Origin of the sequence: Pseudomonas sp., from assembly GCF_035512415.1 — a bacterium.
In the GTDB taxonomy this organism is placed as follows: Bacteria; Pseudomonadota; Gammaproteobacteria; order Pseudomonadales; family Pseudomonadaceae; genus Aquipseudomonas.
The window spans coordinates 118,142-140,909 of record NZ_DATKDZ010000020.1 but is presented as its reverse complement, the minus strand read 5'-3'; the positions used below and the strand labels follow the sequence as shown (position 1 = coordinate 140,909).

The 22,768-nt window shown below is 64.8% G+C and carries 20 protein-coding genes; 7 read left to right on the top strand and 13 right to left on the bottom strand.

What is annotated here, in order from left to right; genetic code table 11:
- The first annotated feature begins 65 nt into the window (after nucleotides 1-65).
- Both aroE and VMP31_RS10565 read left to right on the top strand, forming a co-directional pair.
- Nucleotides 66-890, top strand: a complete 825-nt coding sequence (aroE, locus tag VMP31_RS10570; protein ID WP_325506830.1) for a shikimate dehydrogenase — start codon at nucleotides 66-68, stop codon at nucleotides 888-890.
- A 5-nt stretch (nucleotides 891-895) separates the two neighbouring features.
- Nucleotides 896-1,522 (top strand): class I SAM-dependent methyltransferase, encoded by a 627-nt coding sequence (locus tag VMP31_RS10565; protein WP_325506828.1) that lies wholly within the window; start codon nucleotides 896-898, stop codon nucleotides 1,520-1,522.
- Nucleotides 1,523-1,576: 54 nt separating this feature from the next.
- Here the strand turns inward: VMP31_RS10565 and VMP31_RS10560 are convergent, their stop codons facing one another.
- The 3 genes from VMP31_RS10560 to betC all read right to left on the bottom strand — a co-directional run bounded on the left by VMP31_RS10560 (nucleotide 1,577) and on the right by betC (nucleotide 5,714).
- Complete coding sequence (locus VMP31_RS10560) at nucleotides 1,577-3,145, bottom strand: SulP family inorganic anion transporter (RefSeq protein WP_325506826.1); 1,569 nt, start codon at nucleotides 3,143-3,145, stop codon at nucleotides 1,577-1,579.
- Nucleotides 3,146-3,242: 97 nt separating this feature from the next.
- The gene (choX, locus tag VMP31_RS10555; protein WP_325506825.1) at nucleotides 3,243-4,163 is read right to left on the bottom strand and encodes a choline ABC transporter substrate-binding protein; all 921 of its coding nucleotides are present in this window, start codon (nucleotides 4,161-4,163) and stop codon (nucleotides 3,243-3,245) included.
- Between the two features lie 21 nt (nucleotides 4,164-4,184).
- Nucleotides 4,185-5,714, bottom strand: coding sequence for a choline-sulfatase (gene betC / locus VMP31_RS10550; protein ID WP_325506823.1), 1,530 nt, complete (start codon nucleotides 5,712-5,714; stop codon nucleotides 4,185-4,187).
- A 112-nt stretch (nucleotides 5,715-5,826) separates the two neighbouring features.
- On the opposite strand from betC, the gene VMP31_RS10545 reads away from it, so the two are divergent.
- Both VMP31_RS10545 and VMP31_RS10540 read left to right on the top strand, forming a co-directional pair.
- Nucleotides 5,827-6,759, top strand: coding sequence for a choline sulfate utilization transcriptional regulator (locus VMP31_RS10545; protein WP_325506821.1), 933 nt, complete (start codon nucleotides 5,827-5,829; stop codon nucleotides 6,757-6,759).
- Nucleotides 6,760-6,924: 165 nt separating this feature from the next.
- A complete protein-coding gene (locus VMP31_RS10540; RefSeq protein ID WP_325506819.1) occupies nucleotides 6,925-7,668 on the top strand; it encodes a hypothetical protein in 744 nt (247 codons plus the stop codon).
- A 151-nt stretch (nucleotides 7,669-7,819) separates the two neighbouring features.
- Here the strand turns inward: VMP31_RS10540 and VMP31_RS10535 are convergent, their stop codons facing one another.
- A complete protein-coding gene (locus tag VMP31_RS10535; protein WP_325506817.1) occupies nucleotides 7,820-8,344 on the bottom strand; it encodes a DUF962 domain-containing protein in 525 nt (174 codons plus the stop codon).
- A gap of 104 nt (nucleotides 8,345-8,448) precedes the next feature.
- Here VMP31_RS10535 and VMP31_RS10530 point away from each other — a divergent pair, with 104 nt between their 5' ends.
- Entirely contained in the window at nucleotides 8,449-9,132 is a 684-nt protein-coding gene (locus VMP31_RS10530) for a Crp/Fnr family transcriptional regulator (RefSeq protein WP_325506815.1), read from the top strand.
- Nucleotides 9,133-9,225: 93 nt separating this feature from the next.
- The gene (locus tag VMP31_RS10525) at nucleotides 9,226-11,211 is read left to right on the top strand and encodes an alkaline phosphatase D family protein (protein WP_325506813.1); all 1,986 of its coding nucleotides are present in this window, start codon (nucleotides 9,226-9,228) and stop codon (nucleotides 11,209-11,211) included.
- On the opposite strand, the gene VMP31_RS10520 is transcribed toward VMP31_RS10525, so the two are convergent.
- From VMP31_RS10520 to VMP31_RS10505, 4 genes are all read right to left on the bottom strand, one after another.
- Complete coding sequence (locus tag VMP31_RS10520) at nucleotides 11,208-12,533, bottom strand: FAD-binding oxidoreductase (protein ID WP_325506811.1); 1,326 nt, start codon at nucleotides 12,531-12,533, stop codon at nucleotides 11,208-11,210. The two genes, VMP31_RS10525 and VMP31_RS10520, sit on opposite strands and share 4 nt — an antisense overlap.
- An 84-nt stretch (nucleotides 12,534-12,617) precedes the next feature.
- Complete coding sequence (locus tag VMP31_RS10515) at nucleotides 12,618-12,791, bottom strand: hypothetical protein (protein ID WP_325506809.1); 174 nt, start codon at nucleotides 12,789-12,791, stop codon at nucleotides 12,618-12,620.
- A 95-nt stretch (nucleotides 12,792-12,886) separates the two neighbouring features.
- Nucleotides 12,887-13,858, bottom strand: coding sequence for a hypothetical protein (locus VMP31_RS10510; RefSeq protein ID WP_325506807.1), 972 nt, complete (start codon nucleotides 13,856-13,858; stop codon nucleotides 12,887-12,889).
- Nucleotides 13,859-14,035: 177 nt separating this feature from the next.
- Nucleotides 14,036-14,452 (bottom strand): MerR family transcriptional regulator, encoded by a 417-nt coding sequence (locus VMP31_RS10505; RefSeq protein ID WP_325506934.1) that lies wholly within the window; start codon nucleotides 14,450-14,452, stop codon nucleotides 14,036-14,038.
- 77 nt (nucleotides 14,453-14,529) lie between these two features.
- On the opposite strand from VMP31_RS10505, the gene VMP31_RS10500 reads away from it, so the two are divergent.
- Entirely contained in the window at nucleotides 14,530-15,762 is a 1,233-nt protein-coding gene (locus VMP31_RS10500) for an NADH:flavin oxidoreductase/NADH oxidase family protein (protein ID WP_325506805.1), read from the top strand.
- 63 nt (nucleotides 15,763-15,825) lie between these two features.
- Here the strand turns inward: VMP31_RS10500 and VMP31_RS10495 are convergent, their stop codons facing one another.
- The 5 genes from VMP31_RS10495 to VMP31_RS10475 all read right to left on the bottom strand — a co-directional run bounded on the left by VMP31_RS10495 (nucleotide 15,826) and on the right by VMP31_RS10475 (nucleotide 22,731).
- On the bottom strand, nucleotides 15,826-16,509 hold the full coding sequence (locus tag VMP31_RS10495) for a type 1 glutamine amidotransferase domain-containing protein (RefSeq protein WP_325506803.1): 684 nt from the start codon (nucleotides 16,507-16,509) through the stop codon (nucleotides 15,826-15,828).
- A gap of 152 nt (nucleotides 16,510-16,661) precedes the next feature.
- Nucleotides 16,662-18,110: a methyl-accepting chemotaxis protein gene (locus VMP31_RS10490; RefSeq protein WP_414705449.1), complete on the bottom strand. Its 1,449-nt coding sequence runs from the start codon at nucleotides 18,108-18,110 to the stop codon at nucleotides 16,662-16,664.
- 366 nt (nucleotides 18,111-18,476) lie between these two features.
- Nucleotides 18,477-19,556 carry an FAD-dependent oxidoreductase gene (locus VMP31_RS10485; protein ID WP_325506799.1) on the bottom strand — a complete coding sequence of 360 codons (1,080 nt, stop codon included), beginning with the start codon at nucleotides 19,554-19,556 and terminating at the stop codon, nucleotides 18,477-18,479.
- Nucleotides 19,557-19,675: 119 nt separating this feature from the next.
- The gene (locus tag VMP31_RS10480) at nucleotides 19,676-21,115 is read right to left on the bottom strand and encodes an aldehyde dehydrogenase family protein (protein ID WP_325506798.1); all 1,440 of its coding nucleotides are present in this window, start codon (nucleotides 21,113-21,115) and stop codon (nucleotides 19,676-19,678) included.
- On the bottom strand, nucleotides 21,112-22,731 hold the full coding sequence (locus VMP31_RS10475; protein WP_325506796.1) for a 5-guanidino-2-oxopentanoate decarboxylase: 1,620 nt from the start codon (nucleotides 22,729-22,731) through the stop codon (nucleotides 21,112-21,114). The genes VMP31_RS10480 and VMP31_RS10475 overlap by 4 nt, the downstream gene beginning before the upstream one ends.
- Nucleotides 22,732-22,768 lie beyond the last annotated feature (37 nt).

The window sequence follows — 22,768 nt, the reverse complement described above, 5'->3', positions numbered from 1 at the left end:
CGGGCTACAACGGCCGTTGCAATGTCGGCTTACGCAGTGACTCTGTAATCAGAAAGGATTTTTTCATGGACCGCTACGGCGTATTCGGCAACCCCATCGGCCACAGCAAGTCGCCGCTGATCCACGGCCTGTTTGCCGCGCAGACCGGCGAGCAGCTGAGCTATGAAGCCCTACTCGCGCCGCTGGAGGATTTTCCCGGGTTTGCCCGCAGCTTCTTCGTGGCGGGTCTGGGGGCCAATGTCACCGTGCCGTTCAAGGAGCAGGCGTTTGCTCTGGCCGACAGCCTGAGTGATCGCGCGCGCCGCGCCGGTGCGGTCAATACCCTAAAGAAACTCGCAGACGGCAGCCTGCTCGGTGACAACACCGATGGCGCCGGCCTGGTGCGCGACCTCAAGGTCAATGCCGGCTTCGACTTCAAGGGCAAATGCATCCTCCTGCTCGGCGCCGGCGGTGCGGTGCGCGGGGTACTGGAGCCGTTGCTGGCCGAGCGGCCGGCGAGCCTGGTGATAGCCAACCGCACGGTGGCGAAAGCCGAGCAACTGGCCCGGGAATTCGCCGACCTGGGCCCGGTGCTGGCCAGCGGTTTCGACTGGATCGACGCGTCGGTGGACCTGATTATCAACGGCACCTCGGCCAGTCTGGCCGGCGAGCTGCCGCCCATAGCCGCGAGCCTGATCCAGCCCGGCCACACCGTCTGCTACGACATGATGTACGCCAAGGAGCCCACTGCCTTTAACCGCTGGGCTTTTGATCAGGGTGCGGCGCGGACCCTGGATGGCTTGGGCATGCTGGTGGAGCAGGCCGCCGAAGCCTTCTATCTGTGGCGCGGCGTGCGCCCGCATAGCGCGCCAGTGCTGGCCGAACTGCGTCGCCTGTTGGCCGAGGGCTAAGGCCCGTGGAGCTAAGCGCGGATGAACTGGCGCGGATCAGCGCCCTGACCCTGGGCCACTACCAGGGCTGTGCCGAAGACTTCCGCGATGGCACTCGTGATCACGATGTCAGCCAGAATATCGCCGCCCTGCTCGCGTCTATCGAGGCGACTGCGCCCTACCAGATTCTCGATTTCGGCTGCGGTCCGGGCCGCGACCTGCGCACCTTTAGCGCCCTGGGGCATGTGGCCGTCGGTCTGGATGGCTGCTCGCGGTTTGTCGAGATGGCCCGCGCCGACAGCGGTTGCGAGGTCTGGCTGCAGGACTTCCTCGCCCTCGATCTGCCGGGTCAGCATTTCGACGGCATCTTCGCCAACGCCGTGCTGTTTCATATCCCCAGCCAGGAACTGCCACGGGTGCTGCAGCAGCTGCACGCCAGCCTGAAACCGGGCGGTGTGCTGTTCAGTTCCAACCCCCGCGGCGACAACCAGGAAGGCTGGAACGGCGAGCGCTACGGTGCCTATTACGACCTGGCCAACTGGCGCACCCTGCTCGCCGCCGCCGGCTTTGTCGAGCTGCAACACTACTACCGCCCGGCCGGTCTGCCCCGCGACCAGCAACCCTGGCTGGCCAGTGTCTGGCGCAGGCCATAGCGTCCACTTCGGCTCCGGCTGATTGTTTGCGCCACTCTGTTCTGCCAGAAGGCGCTAATCCTCGAACTGCACGGGGCAGTGTTCGGCCCCTTCAAGCTTGTGGATTTCTTCGATCACATGCGGTCGCGCCCGGCGCAGGGTCAGGCTGCGCTGCTGCACCTGCAGGCGGCGGGCTTCCTGATGGAGCATGGCGACCCCGGCGTAATCGATAAAGTTGATGTGCTGGGCGTCGATGATCACCCGCTCGCTGCGGTTGCGCTGGATAACCTGCTGCAGGTAATGGCAGGCCCCGAAGAAGATCGAGCCCTCGATCCGCAGCAGCTCCTGACCGTCCTCCTGCCAGCAGCGGATGCGCGGCTGTGAGGTGCGCTTGAGGTAGAAGAACAGCGATGCGAGAACCCCGGCGTAGATCGCCGTCTGCAGTTCCAGCAGCAGGGTGGCGAGCAGGGTCAGCAGCATCACCACGAACTCTGCCCGGCTGACCCGCAGCAGCGCGCGCACGCCGGCGATATCCACCAACCCCCAGCAGATCAGCAGGATCCCCGCGGCCATGCCGGGCAGCGGCACATGGGCGAGCAGGCGGCTGCCGAACAGGGCGAACAGCGCCACCAGCAGGGCGGAAAACACCCCGGCCATGGGCGAGCAGGCCCCGGCCTGCAGGTTCAACGCCGAACGAGTGAAGGAACCGGCCGACAGCGAGCCACCGAACCAGGGCCCGATCAGGTTCGACAGGCCTTGGGCGCGCACCTCCTGGTTGGCGTCGAGCAGCTGCTGGGATTTGCTGGCCAGGGCACGGGTGATCGACAGGCTGGTGACCAGGCCGAGCATGCCGCAGGCCACCGCCGCCGGCAGCAGCTCAAGGATATTCGCCAGCTCGAACTGCAGCAGGTTGAACGGCGGCAGCTGGCCCTCGAAGCTGCTGACCAGAGCGATATTGCCCAGCTGCGCGGGCCAGGCCAGCACCAGCAGGCTGGCGGCGACCAGACCCAGCAGTAGGGCCGGCGAGCGCGGCCATAGGCGTTTGCTGAGCAGGCTCACGGCCAGGGTAAACAGCGCCACCGCCAGGCTGCGCCAGTCGCTTTCCAGCAGGTGTTCGCCAATATTCAGCAGGCTCGCCAGGGCCGTGGCCTGGCTTGGCACGCTGATGCCGAGCAGGTTGGGCAGTTGCCCCAGGGCAATCACCAGGGCCGCACCGAGGGTGAAGCCGAGCACCACCGAATGCGAGACGAAGTTCACCAGCGCGCCGAAGCGCAGCAGGCCGAGCAGCCACTGAAACAGCCCGGCGAGAAAGCTCAGCAGCAGGATCAGGGCGATAAAGTCATCGCTGCCTGGGGCCGCCATGGGGCTGACGCTGCTGAACAGGACGATGGAAATGGCCGCGGTCGGGCCGCAGATCAGATGCCAGGAAGAGCCCCACAGGCTGGCGATGATCACCGGCACTATGGCCGCATACAGGCCGTATTCCGGCGGCAGACCGGCGATCAGGGCGTAGGCGATGGATTGCGGCAGGGCCAGGATGGCCCCGCTCAGGCCTACCAGCAGATCCTGGCCGAGGCTGCGTCTGCTGCAGTTGGGCAGCCAGCGCAGAAACGGCAACAGGGTCTGGCGGTTGGGTAGTGGCATCGGGCGGATTCTTTTGCAGGCGAATGGGCAGCCGCAGCTGCGACTCCGGGCGGTGGCGCAGGCAGCCCGCCCACCTTACGGAATCCGGCGGGTCAGTTCAAAGCCTGGCCTTGATTGCTGCCAGCGCGTCACCGCCGTCGCGGCGCTGTACGCCCTGCAGCCAAGCGTCGAGTACCGCCGGGTTGGCTTGCAGCCAGGCCTTGACCGCCTCGGCATTGCTCGCCTGCTTGCTTAGCACCTGGTCCATGATGGCGTTCTCCATCTCCTGGGTGAAGGTCAGGTTGCTCAGCAGCTTGCCGACATTCGGGCACTGCGCGGCATAGCCCTTGCGGGCCAGGGTGTTGACCTGGCCACTGGCGCCGAAGTACTGCTCGCCGCCCTTGAGGTAGCGCATGTCGTACTGCACGTTCATCGGGTGCGGGGTCCAGCCGAGAAACACCACGAACTGCTCGCGCTTCACTGCCCGGCCCACTTGCACCAGCATGGCCTGCTCGCTGGATTCCACCAGCCGCCAGTCGCCCAGACCGAACTCGTCGGCGGCGATCATCTGCTTGATCGACTCGTTGGCCGGCGCGCCGGAGGCGATGCCGTAGAGTTTGTGCGCGAACTTGTCGGCATGCGCGTCGAGGTCGGCGAAGGTCTTCACCCCGGCGTCATAGGCGTAAGCCGGTACGGCCAGGGTGTATTCGGTGCCGCCGAGGTTTTCCGCCAGCTGGTCGACTTCGCCCGTGGCGACGAACTTGTCGTAGTTGCTCTGCTGCGCCGGCATCCAGTTGCCGAGAAACGCATCGACCTGGCCCTTCTGCAGCCCGGCGAAGATGATCGGTACGGCCAGGGTCTGGGTCTGCACCTGATAGCCCAGGCCGTCGAGCAGAAAGCTGGCGATGCCATTGGTTACGGCGATATCGCTCCAGCCCGGGTCGCCCAGCTTGACCGTGGCGCAGGCCGCGTCTTCGGCCAGGGCGTTAGCGGCGCTGCTCAGGGCTCCGGCGAGTAGTAGCACGCTGAATCTGTTCATGGGGTTTCTCCTTTGTTCTGATTAGTCGTGGGCGACAGTGCTGCAAACCTGTGGGTAGCGGGCGCGACGTTCCAGATCGTCGAGGTCGATATGGTTGCGCATGTACTGCTGGCTGGCGTCGACCCAGGGCTGGTGATCCCAGCTGCTTAGCTTGCCCTGGCTCAGGGCCGCGGCGACCAGGCGGCGACGACGCTGGCTGGCCAGGGTGGCGGCATGGATCGCCGGCATATCCCAGCGCGCCCGCGCTTCGGCGAGCAGTTCGCCGAGTACGCCCTGGTGCTCCACTGAGTCGGCCAGGTTCTCGCGCTCCTGCGGGTCGTGGCGCAGGTTGAACAGCAGCAGCGGGTCCTGCTCGGAGTAGATGAACTTCCACTCGCCGCGGCGGATCATCATCAGCGGGCCGGTGCTGCCCTCGGCCATATATTCGCCGAGTACCTGGTCATGCCCGCCGTTGCCCTGCAGATGGCTCAGCAAAGAACGGCCATCCAGCGCCAGGTTCGCCTCGACCGCGCCGCCGGCCAGCTCCACCAGGGTCGGCAGCAGGTCCATGGTCGACACGCACTGGCTGACCCGGCGCGCGGCGAACTGCTTGGGCGCATGCACCAGCAGCGGCACCCGGGCGGCCATCTCGAACCAGTGCATCTTGTACCAGAGGCCGCGCTCGCCAAGCATGTCGCCGTGGTCACCGGAGAACACCACGATGGTGTCCTCGCTCAGGCCGCACTCCTCCAGGGTCTTCAGCAGCTTGCCGATATTGTCGTCGATATAACTGCAGGCCCCGAAGTAGGCACGCCGGGCATCGCGGATCTTGGCCTCGGGCAGCGGCTTGTCCCACAGGTCGATGACTTTGAGCAGGCGCTGCGAATGCGGGTCCTGCTCGGCCTGATCGAGGGTTTGGCGCGGCATGGGGATATCCACGCCCTGGTAGCGATCCCAGTATTCGGCCGGGATGGTATAGGGGTCGTGCGGGTGGGTCATCGACACGGTCAGGCAGAACGGCTGATCCGGGCTTATGCGCACTTGGTCGTAGAGATACTGGCGGGCCTTGAACACCACCTCCTCGTCGAAATCCAGCTGGTTGCTGCGCACGCAGGGGCCTGCCTGCAACACCGAGGACATATTGTGGTACCAGCTGGCGCGCACCTCGGGCTCGTCCCAGTTCACCGCCCAGCCATAGTCGGCCGGGTAGATATCGCTGGTCAGGCGCTCCTCGTAGCCGTGCAGCTGGTCCGGGCCGCAGAAGTGCATCTTGCCCGACAGCGCGGTGCGGTAACCGAGGCGGCGCAGGTAGTGGGCGTAGGTCGGCACGTCGGCGGGAAAGTCCGCGGCATTGTCATAGGCACCGATCTTCGACGGCAGCTGGCCGCTGACCAGGGTAAAGCGCGACGGCGCGCAGAGCGGGCTGTTGCAGTAGGCGGCATCGAACACCACGGCCTGTTCGGCCAGCTTCATCAGGTTGGGCATCTGCACCGGCGAGGCGGCATCGTGCAGCGGCAGGATCGGCGCAGCCATCTGGTCGGCCATGATAAAGAGGATGTTCGGGCGTTTCATGGCAGCCGGTATTCCATATAAAAGATTTATGCGAAAGTGCTGTATCGATCATCAGGCCATCTAACTAAGCGGTAAACCCGCTGCAGATACATGACTCGGATAACCACAGCTTATGTTTAAGCACATCGATGGACTGTCCCTGGATAGCTTGCGGGTGTTCGAGTCCGCGGCCCGTCAGCTGAGCTTTACCGCGGCCGCGCGCGAGCTGGGCAGCAGCCAGCCGGCTATCAGTCAGCAGATCAAGCGTCTGGAGCAACAGCTGGCGGCCCGTCTGTTCGACCGGGTCTATCGCGGCATCGCCCTCACCGAGGCCGGCGAGTTGCTGCTGCGTTATGTGCAGGACGGCCTGCACAGCCTGGACGCCGGCCTGGCGGCGGTTACTGCGCAGCAACAGCATGAGGTGCTGCAGGTGGCCACCGACTTCGCCTTCGCCGCCTACTGGTTGATGCCGCGGCTGCCGCGCTTTCACCGGCTGCACCCTGAGGTGGACGTCAGCCTGATCACCAGCGAGCGCGACCACGGCGCGCTGCCGGCGGAAATCGACGTGGCGATCAACTTCGGCGATGGCCGCTTCAAGCATGCCGAAGCGCAGTTGCTGTTTCGCGAAGAGGTCTTTCCTGTGTGCAGCCCCGGGCTGCTCGAGGGCCAGACGCTGCCCTTGTCTTCCGCTGCGCTGGTCGGTCTGCCGCTGTTGCACCTGCGCCCGGAAAACCGTTCGCGCTGGTACGACTGGGCCGGCCTGTTCCGTGCCTTCGGCCTTGCCGAAACCCCTAGCCCGGGCAGTCTGCGCTTCGACAATTACACCCTGTTGATCCAGGCGGCGATTGCCGGCCAGGGTGTGGCGATCGGCTGGCGGCACCTGGTCGACGAACTGCTGGCGCAGCGCCTGCTCTGTCGCCTGGGCAGCGAGGTCGCCCACTCCGAGTTTGGCTATTACCTGGTGCTGCCCGAACGCAAACGCCGCCAGCGCCTGACCCAGGCCTTCGTCAGTTGGCTGCAGGCCGAGCTGGACGAGCCCCCTGCGCAGAGGCCTGGCTCGCCCTGAAACTCGGTATTTCAGACCCCGGACGGGGCAGCGGCAAGCCTCAGGCTGAAATCACTCTTAAGGCTACTTTCACGGGGACGCTGGCGTAGTACCCTAGGCTTGCGCTATAGATGAATAAAGACTCCATCTGTATTGCATAAAAAAATAATAAGGAGCACCCCGGGAATGCGTCTTAAGTCGTTGTTTCGCAATCTGTTTGTCTGGTCCATTGGGCTCTTTGCCGGGCTTGCCCCGCTGGCCTACGCCGAGGCTGTCAGCCCTCAGGAACAGGTGCAGGTGCAGGCCAGCCGAGCCACCAGTAGCCTGATGCTGTTACGTGGTGAAGGTTTCCAAAAGAAACACCAGGAGGCTCTCGAACTCGATCTGCAGGCTCTGGCGGCCGCAGTGCAACTTTTGCCGCAAGGCTCCGATGCTTTGCGCACTGCCCATCAGGACTTGGTGGTGCAGATTCGCCGTGGCGTGTCCTTCGGCCCGGGCGAGGATGATATGCCCTGGCGCTACCCGGAAGAGTTGAGCAAGGCCCTGCTCGGGGTGCTGGATGAAACCCGCAAGCTGGCACCCGCCGAGGATAGCGAGCTGGCTGCCAAGCTCGAATACCTCTCGGTGCAGTACCTCAGCCGTTCCTACTTCGGCAACTTCGAGATCGCCCGCGAGCAGACCGATACCTACCTCGGCCAGGACGAACGCAAGCTGGTGCCCGCCGTGGACAGCCAGCTGGCGGCCCTCGACCCGAAAAGCAACGCCGGGGTGGGTAAGCTGAAAACCCGCTGGGAATACCTCAAGGCCGCGCTAAACGACCTGAACAGCCAGAGCAGCGCCCTGCAAAGCGCCTCCGGCCGCCCCTTCGCGCCTATCACCGTGTATCGCCATACTCGCTCCTTTACCGAGCAATGGATGGCGATGTACTAAGTCCGTCTTCGATCTGCTGCGCGTCGGCCCTGCTGCGTTAAAAACAGGCTCGGAATGCTCATGTACAAAAGTACACTCCGCTTCCTCGCCTGTTTTTGCCTTGCAGGACTCTAGCTCGCGAGATCTTGAATACGTTCTAGGCGTGAATCGATCAAGCAGTAGCTTTCTTCTCGCGAATACAAGTCGGGCCCGCACGTTCGACTATGGCCTGTTCAGCCTCTTTGCGCAGGCCCAGCAGGAAGGCCGCTTCGGCGGCGACGAACAGTGGGCCGATCACCAGGCCCATTACGTCATCGACAAACGCCGGTTTGCGCCCTTCGTAGTGATGGCCGACAAACTGGATGATCCAGCCGATCACAAACAGGCCGATGCCGCTGCTTAACCATACCGCCGTCGATTGCACGGCCAGGCCCGCGGCCGCCCACAGGCTGAGTACCAGCAGCAGCGCCATCAACAGGCCGAAGCGCAGGTCCAGGCGCAGGTAGAAGGCCCCCGCAGCCAGGGCCACTAGCAGGGCTGGGGAAAGCCACATGCCGAGCATCTCGAAGCCTGGGCGTGACAGCAGCACGGCTACCGCCACAACGATCAGTGGAATACCGATAAAGTGGCTGAGAATATTGCGTTGGTCGCGGTGATACGCCGCGTATTGAGCCAGATGGTCGACCAGGGTTTTCATTATTATTTTCCTTATGCAAGACAGGTGGTCAGCATGAACCCGCGCCCGCACACCGCTCTGTCAGCTAGCCGACAAAGCGGCAGCCGCTGCTGCGGGAGCCGCCGATGAACGCTGCCCAGACCTATCAGGCGCGTCTGCGTCAGGGCCACTGGTTCAACGCCCTGCCCGATGCCTTGCAGGAAGCGCTGCTGGCCGCCGCCCAGGTGCAGCAACTGGCACCCGGTCAGGTGCTGTTTCGCCGCGGTGATAAGCCCTGCGGCCTGTATGCGGTGGTCGAGGGCGGCATGCGCATCGGCGCGGTGAGTGCGCAGGGCAAGGAGGCGCTGCTGACCCTGGTCGAGCCGCCCTACTGGTTTGGCGAGATTTCCCTGTTTGACGGCCAGCCGCGCACCCACGATGCCTTTGCCGAAGGCCCCACCACCCTGCTGCTGGTGCCGCAGACGCCGCTGCTGGCGCTGCTCGAGCAACAGCCGCAGTACTGGCGCGACTTCGCCCTGCTGATGAGCCACAAGCTGCGCCTGGCGTTTATCGCCCTGGAAGAGATGAGCCTGCTGCCCGCCGCTCCGCGCCTGGCTCGGCGGCTGCTGATGATTGCCGAGAACTACGGCGAAGGCGAACCGCGCCGGGTTATCCATCTGCCCCAGGAGCAGCTGGCGCTGATGCTGGCGATCTCCCGGCAGACCACCAACCAGATCCTCAAGGAGCTGGAAGGCCAGGGCATTGTGCGTCTGACCTATGGCGAGATCGAAATCCTCGATCTGCCACGCCTGCGTCAGGCGGCGCAGTAAGCCAAAGCGGTCTGGCAGGCTGCAAAGAGTGAACCTGTGGCGCAGAATGGCGCTCTATTGCCGACCTGCATGCCGTACGAGCCCGATGTTCTGATGTCGAAACCTGCCACTGTTGCCCACGATGACCTGCCCCTGATGCTGGCCGGCCCGCTGCTGCGCCGCATGGAGCCGCAGCGTCTGGTGCTCTGGCTGGTCGGCAGCCAGCCGTTGTCGCTTAGCCTGCAGCTGAGCCATGGAGAAGCGCCAGAGCCGCAGCGCTTGCCGCTGACGGGCGACAGCTGCCAGGTCATCCAGATCGGTGAGCAGGCGTTTATCCACCTGATTGATCTGACGCTCGACGCCCCGCTGCCCTGCGATGTGCAGATTGATTACGACCTGCTGATCGAGCAGCCCGGCCAGGCCGCGTTGGGCATCGCCGACTGGGCACCGCACCTGCTGTATGACGGCGCGACCCAGGCCAATTTCGTTCTGCGCGCGCAGCTCGATCATCTGCTTCACGGCTCCTGCCGCAAACCGCATCACCCGGCGGCCGATGGCCTGCTCTGCGCCGACCGCCTGCTGGCCGAAGCGCACGCCCCCGAGCAGCGCCCAGCGTTGCTGCTGATGAGCGGCGACCAGATTTACGCCGATGATGTCAGCGGGCCGATGCTGCGGGCGATTCATCAGGTGATCGAGCGTCTTGGCTTGTTTGGCGAGCACCTGGAAGGCGCGGTGGTCGATGACAGCACTGCGCTGTACCAGCACCCGGCCAGCTACTACCAGCGCGCCGAGCTGCTGCCGGCGCTGAAGAGCAACGACACCCTGCGCGAGCGCTTTTTCGGCGGTGTGGAGAAGCCGGTATTCACCACCAGCAGCGCCGACAACCACCTAGTGACCTGCGCCGAAGTGCTGGCCATGTACCTGCTGGCCTGGTCGCCCGTGCCCTGGACCCTGCTGGATGCCGAAATGCCGGCGCTGAGCGCCGAGGAGGTGCCGCGCTATCAGGCCGAGCGTGGGCGCATTGAAGCGTTTCGCGGTGGCCTGGGCCAGGTCGCTCGCGCCCTCGCCCACTTGCCGACGCTGATGATCTTCGATGATCACGACGTCACCGATGACTGGAATCTCTCCGCGCAGTGGGAAGAAACCGCTTACGGTCACCCGTTTTCCAAACGCATCATCGGCAATGCACTGATCGCCTACCTGCTGTGTCAGGGCTGGGGCAACAATCCAGGCGTGTTCGCCAAGCCGCTGCAGATGATCCGTGCGATGACCGAGGGGCGCGATGCCGCCAACCATATGCACAGCCCGCCGCAGGACGCGCTGATCGACGAGCTGCTGAGCTTTCACCAGTGGCAGTTCGTGCTGCCGACCACGCCGGCGCTGGTGGTGCTGGATACGCGCACCCGGCGTTGGCGCAGCGAGCGTAACCTCAAGCGGCCGTCCGGCCTGCTGGATTGGGAGGCGCTGTGCGAGTTTCAGCAGGAGCTGCTGGATAAGCCGTCGGCGATCATCGTGTCGGCCGCGCCGATGTTCGGCGTCAAGCTGATTGAGACCATCCAGAAGGTCTTCAGCTGGGCCGGCCACCCGCTGATGGTCGATGCGGAAAACTGGATGGCCCACCGTGGCGCAGCGCAGGTGATGCTGAATATTTTCCGCCACTCGCGTACGCCGGGTAACTACGTGATTCTCTCCGGCGACGTGCATTACTCGTTCGTCTACGAGGTGCTGATCCGCCAGCGCAAGCGCGGCCCGCAGCTCTGGCAGATCACCAGCAGCGGCCTGAAAAACGAATTCCCGCCGCGCCTGCTTGACTGGTTTGACCGCCTCAACCGCTGGCTCTACGCGCCCTGGTCGCCGCTTAACTGGCTGACCACGCGTCGGCGTATGCAGGTTACCCCGCGCATTCCCTCACGCAGCAAGTCCGGTGAACGTCTGTGGAATAGCGCGGGGCTGGGCCAGGTGTTCTTCAACGAGCAAGGCCAGCCGAGCGCGATCTACCAGCTGAATGCCGATGGCTCGCCAGCGGTGGCCTTTGTCGATGATCGTGACGAGGCGCCCGCCACCCAGACGGCGCGCAGCCGCTCAGAAGCTGCGTCTTAACGCAGTTTTTCCAGCATTTGGTAGTACCACATGCCGGCGGCCAGCATCGGGTTGCCGAACATATCGCCCAGCGGCACCTTGATCTGCTTGCAGGCGGCGAAGGTGTCGAACTGTTGCAGTGTGCCGGTCAGGGCCTTGGCCATGATCTCGCCCATGATGTGGGTGGTGGCGATGCCGTGGCCGGAGTAGCCCTGGCAGTACCAGACGTTGTCCGAGAGCTTGCCCAGCTGCGGGATGCGGTTGATCACGATGCCCATGGCGCAGCTCCACTGGAAATCGATATCGACGCCCTTGAGCTGCGGAAAGGTCTGCTCGATGCCGGGGCGCAGCTCGGCGGCGATATCCCGCGAATCACGCCCCGAGTAGTTGCAGCCACCGCCGAACAGCAGGCGGCCGTCGGCGGTCATGCGGTAGTAATCGAGGACGAAGCGGCAGTCGTACACGGCCAGGTCCTGCGGGTTGATCTGCTTGGCCAGCTCGCCCAGCGGCGCGGTGGTGACGATGCCGCCCATGGCCGGGAAGATCATGCCCTTGAGCTTTTTCGGCTCCAGCTTGTGGTACACGTCGCCGGCCAGCAGCACCTGCTTGGCGTTGATCCGCCCTGTAGCGGTGACCACCGCTGGCTTGGCGCCGTGGATGATCTCCAGCACGGGCGAATGCTCGAAAATCAGCGCGCCCAGGCTGGCAGCGGCCTTGGCTTCGCCGATGCACAGGTTGAGCGGGTGCAGGTGCATATTGCGGGTGTTCTTCAGCGCGCCGCTGTAGAGGTCGCTGGCCAGGTGGCTGCGCACGCCATCGCGGTCGAGCAGGGTCACGTCAGCGCCCATGCCACGGCGTACCGCTTCGGCGTAGGTGGCCTGCAGTTCCTGCATATGCGCCGGTTTCATCGCCGCGTGCAGGTGGCCGTGCTTGAGGTCGCACTGGATGGCGTACTTCTCCACCCGCTGCTTGATGATCTCGTGGCCGCGCCAGCGCAGGTGCCAGATAAAGTCTTCAACCTCCTCGCCGAGGGTGTTGCGCATCTGCTTGGTCATCGCCGCATCGCCCGACAGGCTGCCGGTGACCTGGCCGCCGTTGCGCCCGGTGGCGCCCCAGCCGATCTTGTGTGCCTCGACGATGGCCACCTTGAGGCCGCGCTCGGCCAGCTCCACGGCGGACGCCACGCCGGTAAAGCCGCCACCGATGATCACCACATCGACGCTGACCTCACCCTGCAGGGTCGGGTAGTCGGTTTCCTCATTGAGGCTGGCGCTGTAGTAGGACGGGCAGCGCTCGGCGGCGGGCGTTACGGGGGATGCAGTAGGGGTTAGCACGGCGTTCATAAGGCGGTTCCTGGGTACGACTGGCGGTTCCTGAGCCCGAATAGGGCACAGGGTCGGCAGCCAGCGTGGCTGGCTGCGAGGCGATCAGTGGCGTGTGCTCAGGGCATCCGGCGGGCGCGCGTGGCGGCAATGCCACAGGGCCCAGAAGGCGAGGATTTCCGGTAATAGCGGCTTGAGTCGATCCAGGCCAAAACGCCTCTCGGCCTTGCACAGGCAGAAGCGGAAAAAGCGGCGCAGGTCGGCTATCGGTTCACTCATGCCGGCAGACTCGCACGCCGGCGAGTGTTGGTTAAATCGTGTTTTTCACATATTCAGATTGCTATTGGCTAAACAATCATGGGCTCGAGGCAGGCTTATGGTTGATAGCGAAACGGCACCCTGAGGCCCCTTTCGATCTGCCCGGACAGCTGATGCACGCCGGCCAGCACGCCATGCTCGGTGCTGCGCATCAGCTCCAGCCACTCATCATCGAAGGCGGCGTTGAGGTTTTTGCGCAGCTGCGCCTCGCTGGCTGGTCGCGTATTTTCCCGCGAGACGTTGGTAAACAGTGCCACGCCAAGGGAGACCGTGGCACCCACTGGGCCGCCGATCAGCGCCGACACGGCACCGGCCGCGCCGCTGACCGCAAGGTCGTCCACCAGGCGTTCGCTGGTGTGTTGCGCCACGGCAGATATGCCTGGGTCCGCCGACCAGTCACCGAGGCCGCGTGGGGCGTTGCGGATGCGTTCGATAAAGGCGGCATAGGCCGGCAGCTTGGCGAGTGGTTCGGCGTGCAGCAGTTCATACAGCGATGCGCCGGGTGCCTGGGTGATGGCCGGAATGGCCTGCAGGCGTTGGTTGAACTGCTCGCGCGGCACGTCATATTGCTGGGCAATCTGTGGCAGGTTTTCATCGAGATGTTGGAGGTAGATCCAGGTGCTGCGCGCCATGATCTGCTGCGGATCGTCGCTCTCGGCGACCGGCTCCAGCACACGCTCGCGATACTGTTCCTGCAGGTACAGGGCCAGGCGTTTGACGCTGGGGTCCTTCGCGCCACCGCTGCTGAGGCGGTACCAGGAAACCTTGACGCTCATCCACTGCTGGGTCCAGTAGCCGGAAAACCAGGGGATAAATTCCTCGTCGGTCTGTTGGTACACCAGGTCCATCCACTGCTCCATCGACAGCAGGGCATGCTCGCGCGCTTGCTGCGCAGCGGTGCGTGACAGCGCGCTGATGTCGCGGTCGACCTGCTGCCAGGTACTCGCAGTAACCGGCACTGGCGGATCGCTGGCGCAGCCCGCCACTGCCAGCAGCAGGGCGAGCAGAACGACGCGCGGAATCGACATGGCAGGCCTCCGCCGAAACAGTGCAAACGCCATCAACGGACGTGCAGCAACCTGCAGATGGCGCGCCTGCCGGGTGCCAGCCCCTACTCCAATGGAGTGCCGAAGTTATTCCCCCTGTGGCTTGAGTATAGGCGCGCGGCTAGTAGCTTCCGCTGGCAGCAGACGGCAGGTATGGACCTACTGACTGGCGTGCGTGTCACGCAGATTGGCCAGTACCCGCTCGGCGTTATCACTACAGGCCATGCCCTCGGGTTTGCTTTCGATGGTGGCGATGATATTCAGCAGCTGCGCCTTGTTCTGCGCCAGGCGTTGCTGCATGACTTCGATCTCAGCGATCTTGCGCTGCAGGCTGCTGAGCATCTCGTCATGGGCCCCGCCCTGGCGGTTGGCATCGGGCAGCAGGCGGCGGATTTCTTCCAGGCTGAAACCGGCCTGTTGGGCGCAGCTGATAATGCCGAGGGTGTGCAGCGCCTGCTCCGGGTACGCGCGGTAGCCATTGGCCTGACGCTGGGCGTTGATCAACCCGCTGGCTTCGTAGAAGCGAATACGCGAGGCGGCCAGACCGCTGCGCGTAGCCAGTTCACCAATTTTCATCATCTGTGCTCCGGGCTATTGACCTTAAAGTTGACTTTAACCTTAGGCTTGCTCCACCTGCTATCCCGGAGTACGCCATGATTGCCTTCCAAGCGCTGCAACTGCCCAACGGCAGCACCCTCCCCAATCGCATCGCCAAGGCGGCGATGGAAGAGAACCTCGCCGACGCCAGCCAGGGCCCTTCCGCCGAGCTGTTGCGTCTGTACCAGGCCTGGGCCGAGGGCGGTGCCGGGTTGTTACTCACCGGTAACGTGATGGTCGACCGCAGCGCCATGACCGGCCCCGGCGGCGTGGTGCTGGAAGATGAGCGGCAGTTGGACAAGTTCCGCGAGTGGGCACGCATCGGCCGTGCCCAGGGCGCGCAGTTCTGGATGCAGATCAACCACCCCGGCCGGCAGATGCAGGCCAACCTCGGCCAGCAGACCGTCGCGCCCTCGGCCGTGCCTCTGGAACTGGGCGGCCTGTCGAAGATGTTTCCCGTGCCCAAGGCGCTGGATGAGGCGCAAATCCACGAGTTGATCCAGCGTTTCGCGCGTACCGCGCAGCTGGCTGAACAGGCCGGCTTTACTGGCGTGCAGATCCACGCGGCGCACGGCTACCTGCTTAGCCAGTTTCTTTCGCCCATCAGCAACAAGCGCAGCGATAGCTGGGGCGGCTCGCTGGAAAACCGTGCACGCCTGCTGCTGGAAGTGGTCAAGGCGGTGCGCGCCTTGGTGGCCCCGAGCTTCTGCGTGGCGGTAAAGCTCAACTCGGCGGACTTCCAGCGTGGCGGTTTTGATGCGGCCGACGCCAAGCGCGTGGTGCAGATGCTCGGTGAGCTGGATGTCGATCTGGTCGAACTGTCCGGCGGCAGCTACGAAGCTCCGGCCATGCAGGGCGATGCCCGCGACGGCCGCACCTTGGCGCGTGAGGCGTATTTTCTGGAATTTGCCGGCGAGATCGCCGCAGCGGCGCGCATGCCGGTGATGGTCACCGGCGGTATCCGCCGTTTGCCGGTGGTTGAGCAGGTGCTGGCCAGCGGCGTGGCCATGGCGGGGATAGGTACGGCGTTGGCCATCGAGCCACGCCTGCCACTGCGCTGGCAGGCGGGCGAAGCCGAGGCCCGTGCCGAATTGCCGCCGATTCGCTGGAAGAACAAGGCGTTTGCCTCGTTGGCCTATATGGCCACGGTGAAGTTCCAACTGCGCCAGCTCAGCCGGGGCAAGCGCACCAATGCGCAGGTTTCGCCCTTGCGCGCCTTGCTCTTGGAGCAACTCAAGACCGCGCGGCGTACACGCATCTATAAGCGCTTGATGGCCAGCCTGGGTTAATCGGGCAGGTACCCGGTTTTCACCCAGATCAGGCCGCCCGTTCAACCCCCCAGCGACTCGCGCTTAGCGGCTTTTCAGCAGTTCCAGCAGGGCTTCGGCGGTGGCATCCGAGGAACCTGGGTTTTGCCCGGTGATCAGCAGGCCGTCTACCGCCACATGGCTATGCCAGTCGTTTGTGCTGGAGTAACGGCCGCCGTTGGCGATGAGCATGTCTTGTACCAGGAATGGCACCACCTCGGTCAGTTGCACCGCGGCTTCTTCGCTATTGCTGAAGCCGGTGACCTTTTTGCCGCTAACCAGTGGCAGACCGTTGGCCGCTTTTACATGGCGCAGCACACCCGGAGCGTGGCAGACCGCCGCCACAGGTTTGTTCTGCGCCTGGAAGCGTTCGATCAGGGCAATGGAGGTGCGGTCTTCGGCCAGATCCCACAGCGGGCCATGGCCACCGGGATAGAACACGGCGTCGAAATCATCGGCCTGCACCAGGCTTAACGGCAGGGTATTGGCCAGCGCCTGTTGCGCTGCAACATCGGCTTTGAAGCGTTCGGTGGCTGGCGTTTGCGCGTCAGCGGCGTCACTTTTCGGGTCGAGTGGCGGCTGGCCGCCCTTGGGCGAGGCCAGGGTCAGCTGCGCCCCGGCATCCTTGAACACGTAGTAGGGCGAGGCGAACTCTTCCAGCCAGAAACCGGTCTTGTGTCCGGTGTCGCCCAGTTGGTCGTGGGAGGTCAGTACCAGCAGGATTTTCATAGGGTGTCCTTGGAAGCGGATGGCCGATAAATGGCCTACAGCTTAAGAACCCCAGCCTGACTCGATAATTCAAAAGATTGTTGTGCCAAGGTCGAGCGCACTGAACTGTGGACGGCAACGCCTTCGGCCGCTGGCCGAGGCGTTGCGTGCGATCAAGGCTCCGGCTTGTAACCCAGGCGCAAACCGCCCCAGTGGCGACCCTGGACCATGATCGGCACCGACAGGTCGTGCATCAGCTCGCCGGTGTCACGCATATAGGTCTGCAGCAACAGCGGTTGCTGGTGGCTGCCGCAGCGGATGCCGGTGCGGTCGTTGAACAGTCGCTTGCTGCGGCTTTTCAGGGTGTCCACGGCGCGGTCGCCGGTGGGGGCATGGTTGAAGGCTTTGTTGTGGGTTGGCACATAACCTTCGGCGGTGCAGGCGATGGCGAATACCAGGCCTTCGTGCTGGCTCAGCAGAGGCTCCTGAATGGTCGGCAGCACCTGGTCGGCGTAGCTGTCAAAGCGGGTCTTGAACTTGGCCGGGAAGCTGTTCGGGATCGGCTGGTAATGCCGATCGAACAGGTCGTTGGCGCTGATGCGGCCGGCCTGGATATCCGCCTCGAACTGCGCAGCGATCTGCGCCGCACCACTGCGGGCCAGGTCGTAGATGCGTTGGTGATAGTCGTCCAGGCCGACGGCGGCGAGCTGCTCGCTGACGGTTTCCGCCTGCCCCACCAGCTGCTCGGAGGCGCGGCTGAGTTGGCGGGTCTGGCCTTCGCTGTCGCACACGTCGCCGCGCAGCTGGCTGACCGCCACCGATAGTTCGGCCAGGCGCTGATGGTTTTCGGCGGTGCCGTGGTTGATCTGTTCGACCTGCTGTTCGACGTCCACGGCCAGGGCGGCGATGCCCTCCAGCTGCTCGCCGGTGTGGGCGATCTGCTGCGCGGCCTGGTCCAGTTGATCGGCCTGCTGCTGAATATGGGTGACCACCGCCAGGCTCTGCTGACGGATATCGGCGACCATCTGGCCGACCTCTTCGGTGGCGCTGCTGGTGCGTCCGGCGAGGTTGCGTACCTCATCGGCGACCACGGCGAAACCGCGGCCCATCTCGCCAGCACGGGCCGCTTCGATGGCGGCATTGAGGGCCAGCAGGTTGGTCTGGCTGGCAATCGACTGGATCACCTGGGTGACCTTTTCGATCTGCTCGGTGCGGCTGCTAAGGCCGTCGATCAGCTGCCGGCTGGCGGCGGTTTGGGTGCTGAGTTGCTGCATGGCGGTGATGGCCTGGTGCAGCTCATTCTGGCCGCTGGCGCTGTTTTGCCGCACCGATTGCGCGGCAGTCAGGGTCTGCTCGGCGCGGCGGGCGTTGTCCTGCTCGGTCTGGGTGATGGCTTCGGCGGCCTGGTTGATCTGCTCGACCGCGCCCAGTTGCGATTGCAGCTTGCCGGCCAGTTGCTGCACCGCGTGGGAGACCTGGGCGGCGGACAGGGCGTTATGGCAGGTATGGCGGGACAGCGTGCGGCTCAGCTCGTTGAACTGCGCGCCCTCTTCGGCGGCGTGCGCCTGGCTGTCGTCCTTGCGCTGCCAGGGCCCGAGCCAGGGCCACAGCGCCAGCAACATAAAGGAGCTAATGCTCAGGTACAGCGGCATCTGGACCTGCTGGTAAAGCACCATCAGCCCGGCCAGGCCAAGAGCATGCAGTGCGAAGGTCTTGGGGTAGCTAATAAATGCAGAGCGCATAACCAACCTCGTTATTGTTGTTCTGATTCCGGCATCGCCAGGGACAGACGCTGGCGCGTAGCCGTGCAGCCGGCCGGGAGTCGTATGCAGCGCGCTGGAGGCGCGTTGTGCCTGGACAGTTGATCGGCCGTTGTCAGCGAATCTGTAGACCATAGTGGGGGAGACTCCTTACGGCCAGCATTCACGAGGTTTTTGATTCGATCACCCTTGGCGTCGCAAGGCTATGGCACTTTGGTAGCACAACGCCTAGCCGGAAAGGCGGTGTCGCTGGATAAAGCCGCGGTCCAGATAGTCTTTCCAGCGTCCGTAAAAGCGACCGCCGGCACTGTAGCCGTGCCAGTCCAGCAGCGCCCCGCCGTCGCCGGTGGCCAGCAGCGCCAGGCTCTGCCGTTGCGGGCGGTAGCGTTGCAGCGGCAGGCCCCGCAGCGCAGCGTTGAGGTTGGCGGCCAGCACCGGGCCCTGACGTACAGAGTAGACCCCGCTCTTGCGCGCGCCAGGCAGGCTGGCGCAGTCGCCTACGGCGAAAATCGTTGGGTGGGTGTAGCTCTGCAGCGTCGGTGCAATCAACACAAAGCCCTGCTCATCGCAGCCCAGGCCACTGTGCGCTGGCCAGGCAAAGGCCTTGGCACCGCTGGCCAGCAGCAACCGCTGGCCGCGCCAGACGGGTTCATCGCCGCTGAACAGGCAGTCGTTTTTGATCTGGCTGATCGGGCAATCCTCACGCACCCAGACACCGCGCTGGCGCAGATGGCCAAGAGCACGCAGGCGCACGCCGGCAGACAAACCATCGAGCAGATGGCCGGCGCAAAACAGTGCCAGCCTTGGCACCTGGCCGACGAGAGCCAGGGCCAGTTCAACCCCCGCCGCGCCGCCACCGAGAATCGCCATGGGCTGCGGCGCGGCCTGCCACTGCTGCCAGCCCTCGAGAAATTCCGCGAAGGGTTTTACCGCCAGCAGCTGCATGGCGTCGCCCTGCTGCGGTGGTGCAGAAACTTGCGCGCCGACATTAAGCGACAGCCAGCTGGCATTGAGAGTCTGCCCATCGCCCAGCTGCACCTGCTGCTGGGCGGCAGACAGGCTTGCCACCGGGCTGACGATCAGCTCGACCTTGGCCGCCCGACACAGCGCCTGCAACTCGACCTGGCAATCCTCCGGTCGATGCCGCCCGGCCAGCAGCCCCGGCAGCATGCCCGAATACCAGGCCGCCGGCCCGGCACTGAGCAGGGCAATACGCCCCGGCGGGCGCTCCAGCAGGGCCCAGCGCCGCAGTACGCCAAGGTGCGCGTGGCCGGCACCGATCAACAGCAGGTCATAGTGATGCGTCACGCGAGCTTCCATGGTTGCACGTGCAGGGGTGCAGCCATGGTAAAGCCATGTCGTCGTGATGTGTTGCAGGAATGTGAGGGTGTGCTGTGCGCACCAATATTCCGCGGCCGAGGACCTCGTTAGCTGCCCGCAGCGGGCAGGGTGATATGTTTGACCTGCTGAAAGGCCGACAACCCCCAAGGCCCTAGCTCGCGACCGATGCCGCTGGCCTTGCCGCCGCCCCAGGAGGTGTGCGGGTAGATCACCTGCGCCGAGTTGATCCACACATGCCCCGCTTCCAGCGCTGCGGCCACGCGCAGGGCGCGGTTGCGGTCGGCGCTGACCACCGTGGCGGCCAGGGCGAAGTCGCAGTTATTGGCTTGCTGCAGGGCATCGGCCTCATCGCTAAAGCGCCGGCTGCAGAGCACCGGGCCGAAGATTTCCTCGCGCCACAGGCGGCTGTCGGCCGGCACATCGGCGTATAGCGTGGGCGCGACGAACCAGCCCGGTCCCGGCAGTTGCCGCGCGCCGCCGAGGCAGTGCAGGCCTTCCTGTTCGGCAATGGCGAAATATTCCAACACCTTGTGCAGTTGCGCCTGGCTGGTCATCGGGCCCATTTCGCAGCCTTCGATTTGCGGGTCGCTGACCTTGAGCGCGGCCATGGCGTTGGCCAGCTTGTCCAGCAGCGCACCGGCGATGCTGTCCTCGACCAGCAGGCGCGAGGTGGCCGAGCACATCTGTCCGGCGTTCCAGCAGATGCCGGCGATGATCCACTGCACCGCCTGGTCCAGGTCGCTGTCGGCGAATACCAGAATCGGTGATTTGCCGCCCAGCTCCAGGGCTACCGGCAGGGTGCGTGTGGCGGCGGTCTGCATCACCTTGCGCCCCACCGCATTGCTGCCGGTAAACGACAGCTTGGCGATCTGCGGGTGGCCGACCAGGGCCGCGCCGGTGGTGGCATCGCCCGGCAGCAGATTGAACACCCCTGCTGGTAGGCCGATGGCTGCCGCAATCTCGCCCAGTTGCAGCTCGATCAGCGGGGTCAGCTCGGACGGCTTGAGCACCACGCAGCAGCCCGCCGCCAGGGCCGGGGCGAGCTTCCAGGCGCTGGTGACCAGGGGGAAGTTCCACGGCACGATCAGCCCTACCACGCCCAGTGGTTCCTGGCGGGTAAAGGCCTGGTAGCTGTCGTCCGGCAGAGCCACGGCGGCGTTCTGCCGAGCGTCCAGGCCGTCGGCCAGTTCGGCGTAGTAGGCAAAGGTGGCGATGGCGTCGCTGATATCCAGCTCGGCCTCATGCCGTGGTTTGCCGCTGTTGCGCATTTGCAACTCGATCAGCTGCGGGCCGCGCGCCTCGATCTGCGCGGCGAAGGCACGTAGGTAGACCGCGCGCTCGCTGGCCGGGCGTTGGCTCCAGGCCGGCAGAGCACGCTGCGCCGCCTGCACGGCAAGCTCAACATCCGCCGCCGAGGCGCAGGCCACGCTGGCGATCTGCTCGCCCGTGCTGGGGTTGAATACGGGCAGGCGGCTGGCGCTGCTGGCGGGTTGCCAGGTGCCATCGATAAAGAGTTGGGCGGTCATGCGTCACCTTCAGCAGAAGGATGGAAGGGCGCTTGTTCCAGCACTTCGATAATCAGCGGTCGGTCGCTCGGTGCGTCGCGCAGCAGCTCTTTCAGGTGGGCGTGGTCGCGGGCGCGTTCGGCGGCGCAGCCGAAGCCACGGGCGATGGCCAGCAGGTCCGGGGTGTAGATATCCACGCCGATAGGCTCGATATCGCGGCGCTGCATATAGCGCTTGATCTCGCCGTAGCCGGCGTTGTTCCACAGCAGCACGATAATGCCGACGCCGGCTTCCACCGCGCTGGCCAGCTCCGGCAGGGTGAACTGGATGCCGCCATCGCCCATCAGGCTGATCACTGGTCGCGCGGGCTCGGCCAGCTTGGCACCGATGGCCGCCGGCAGGCCGTAGCCCAGGGTGCCGTAGCCGGTGGAGGCGTTAAACCAGCGCCGCGCGCCGTCCAGTTCCACCAGGTGATTACCGCTGTACACGGTCTGGGTCGAGTCGCCGACAAAGCGCGCATCCGGTAACACCTCAAGCACGCAGTCGAACAGCTGGCGGTAATGCGCCCAGCCGCTGAAGTCCTCGGCCAGTTGCGCCTGCACGGCAGCGGTGCGCATGGCCCCGGGGCTGTTGTCGCGTTGTTCACCGGGGTCGAATTCGGCCAGCAGCATGCGCATGGCCAGGCGTGCGTCGCCCTGGATGGCCAGGGTGGGGGCAAAGTTGCGCTGCAGTTGCTGGGCGTCGATATCGATGCGGATCAGCGCGCCACCGAGCTGGAAATTGCCATCGAACACCACGTCGTAGTCGGTTTCGCCCAGCTCGGTGCCGATCGCCAGCACCACATCGGCGGCCAGCGCCAGCTCGCGCACCGGGACCAGCGACTGGTTGCTGCCCAGCAGCAGCGGATGGCCTGGCGGCAGCAAGCCCTTGGCATTGATGGTTTGTGCGGTCGGCGCATCCAGGGCCACGGCCAGGGCGCGAGCTTCGGCCTGGGCTGTGACGCAGCCACCGCCGAGCAGCAGCAGCGGGCGCTTGGCGTTTTTCAGCATGGCCGCCGCTTCACGGATCAGCGTGCGGTTGGGCGAGGGGCGCTGGATGCTCGGCTTGGCCGCCAGGCGCATGTGATCTGCCGGCGCGGTGATAATGTCCAGCGGCAACTCGATATGCACCGGTCGCGGCCGCTCACCTTCGAATACCGCAAAGGCGCGGGCCAGTATGGCGGGCAGTTCGTCGACACTCATCAGGGTGTGGCTAAACGCCGTTACCCCGGCGGTCATCGCGCGCTGGTTGGGCAGTTCATGCAGATAGCCCTTGCCCAAACCGAGGCGGTCGCGCTCGTTGACGCTGGAGATCACCAGCATCGGAATCGAATCGGCGTAGGCCTGGCCCATGGCGGTGAGGATATTGGTCATCCCCGGGCCGGTGATGATAAAGCACACCCCCGGCTTGCCCGAGACGCGGGCATAGCCGTCGGCCATAAAGCCGGCGCCCTGTTCGTGACGCGGGGTGATATGGCGGATATGGCTGTGCGGTAGGCCGCGGTACAGCTCGACGGTGTGCACGCCGGGAATGCCGAACACGGTGTCGACGCCCCAGGCTTCGAGTTGTTTGACGAGAAATTCGCCGCAGGTGGTCATGGTGAGATCCTGTGTGAAGCGGAAGACCCTCACCCCG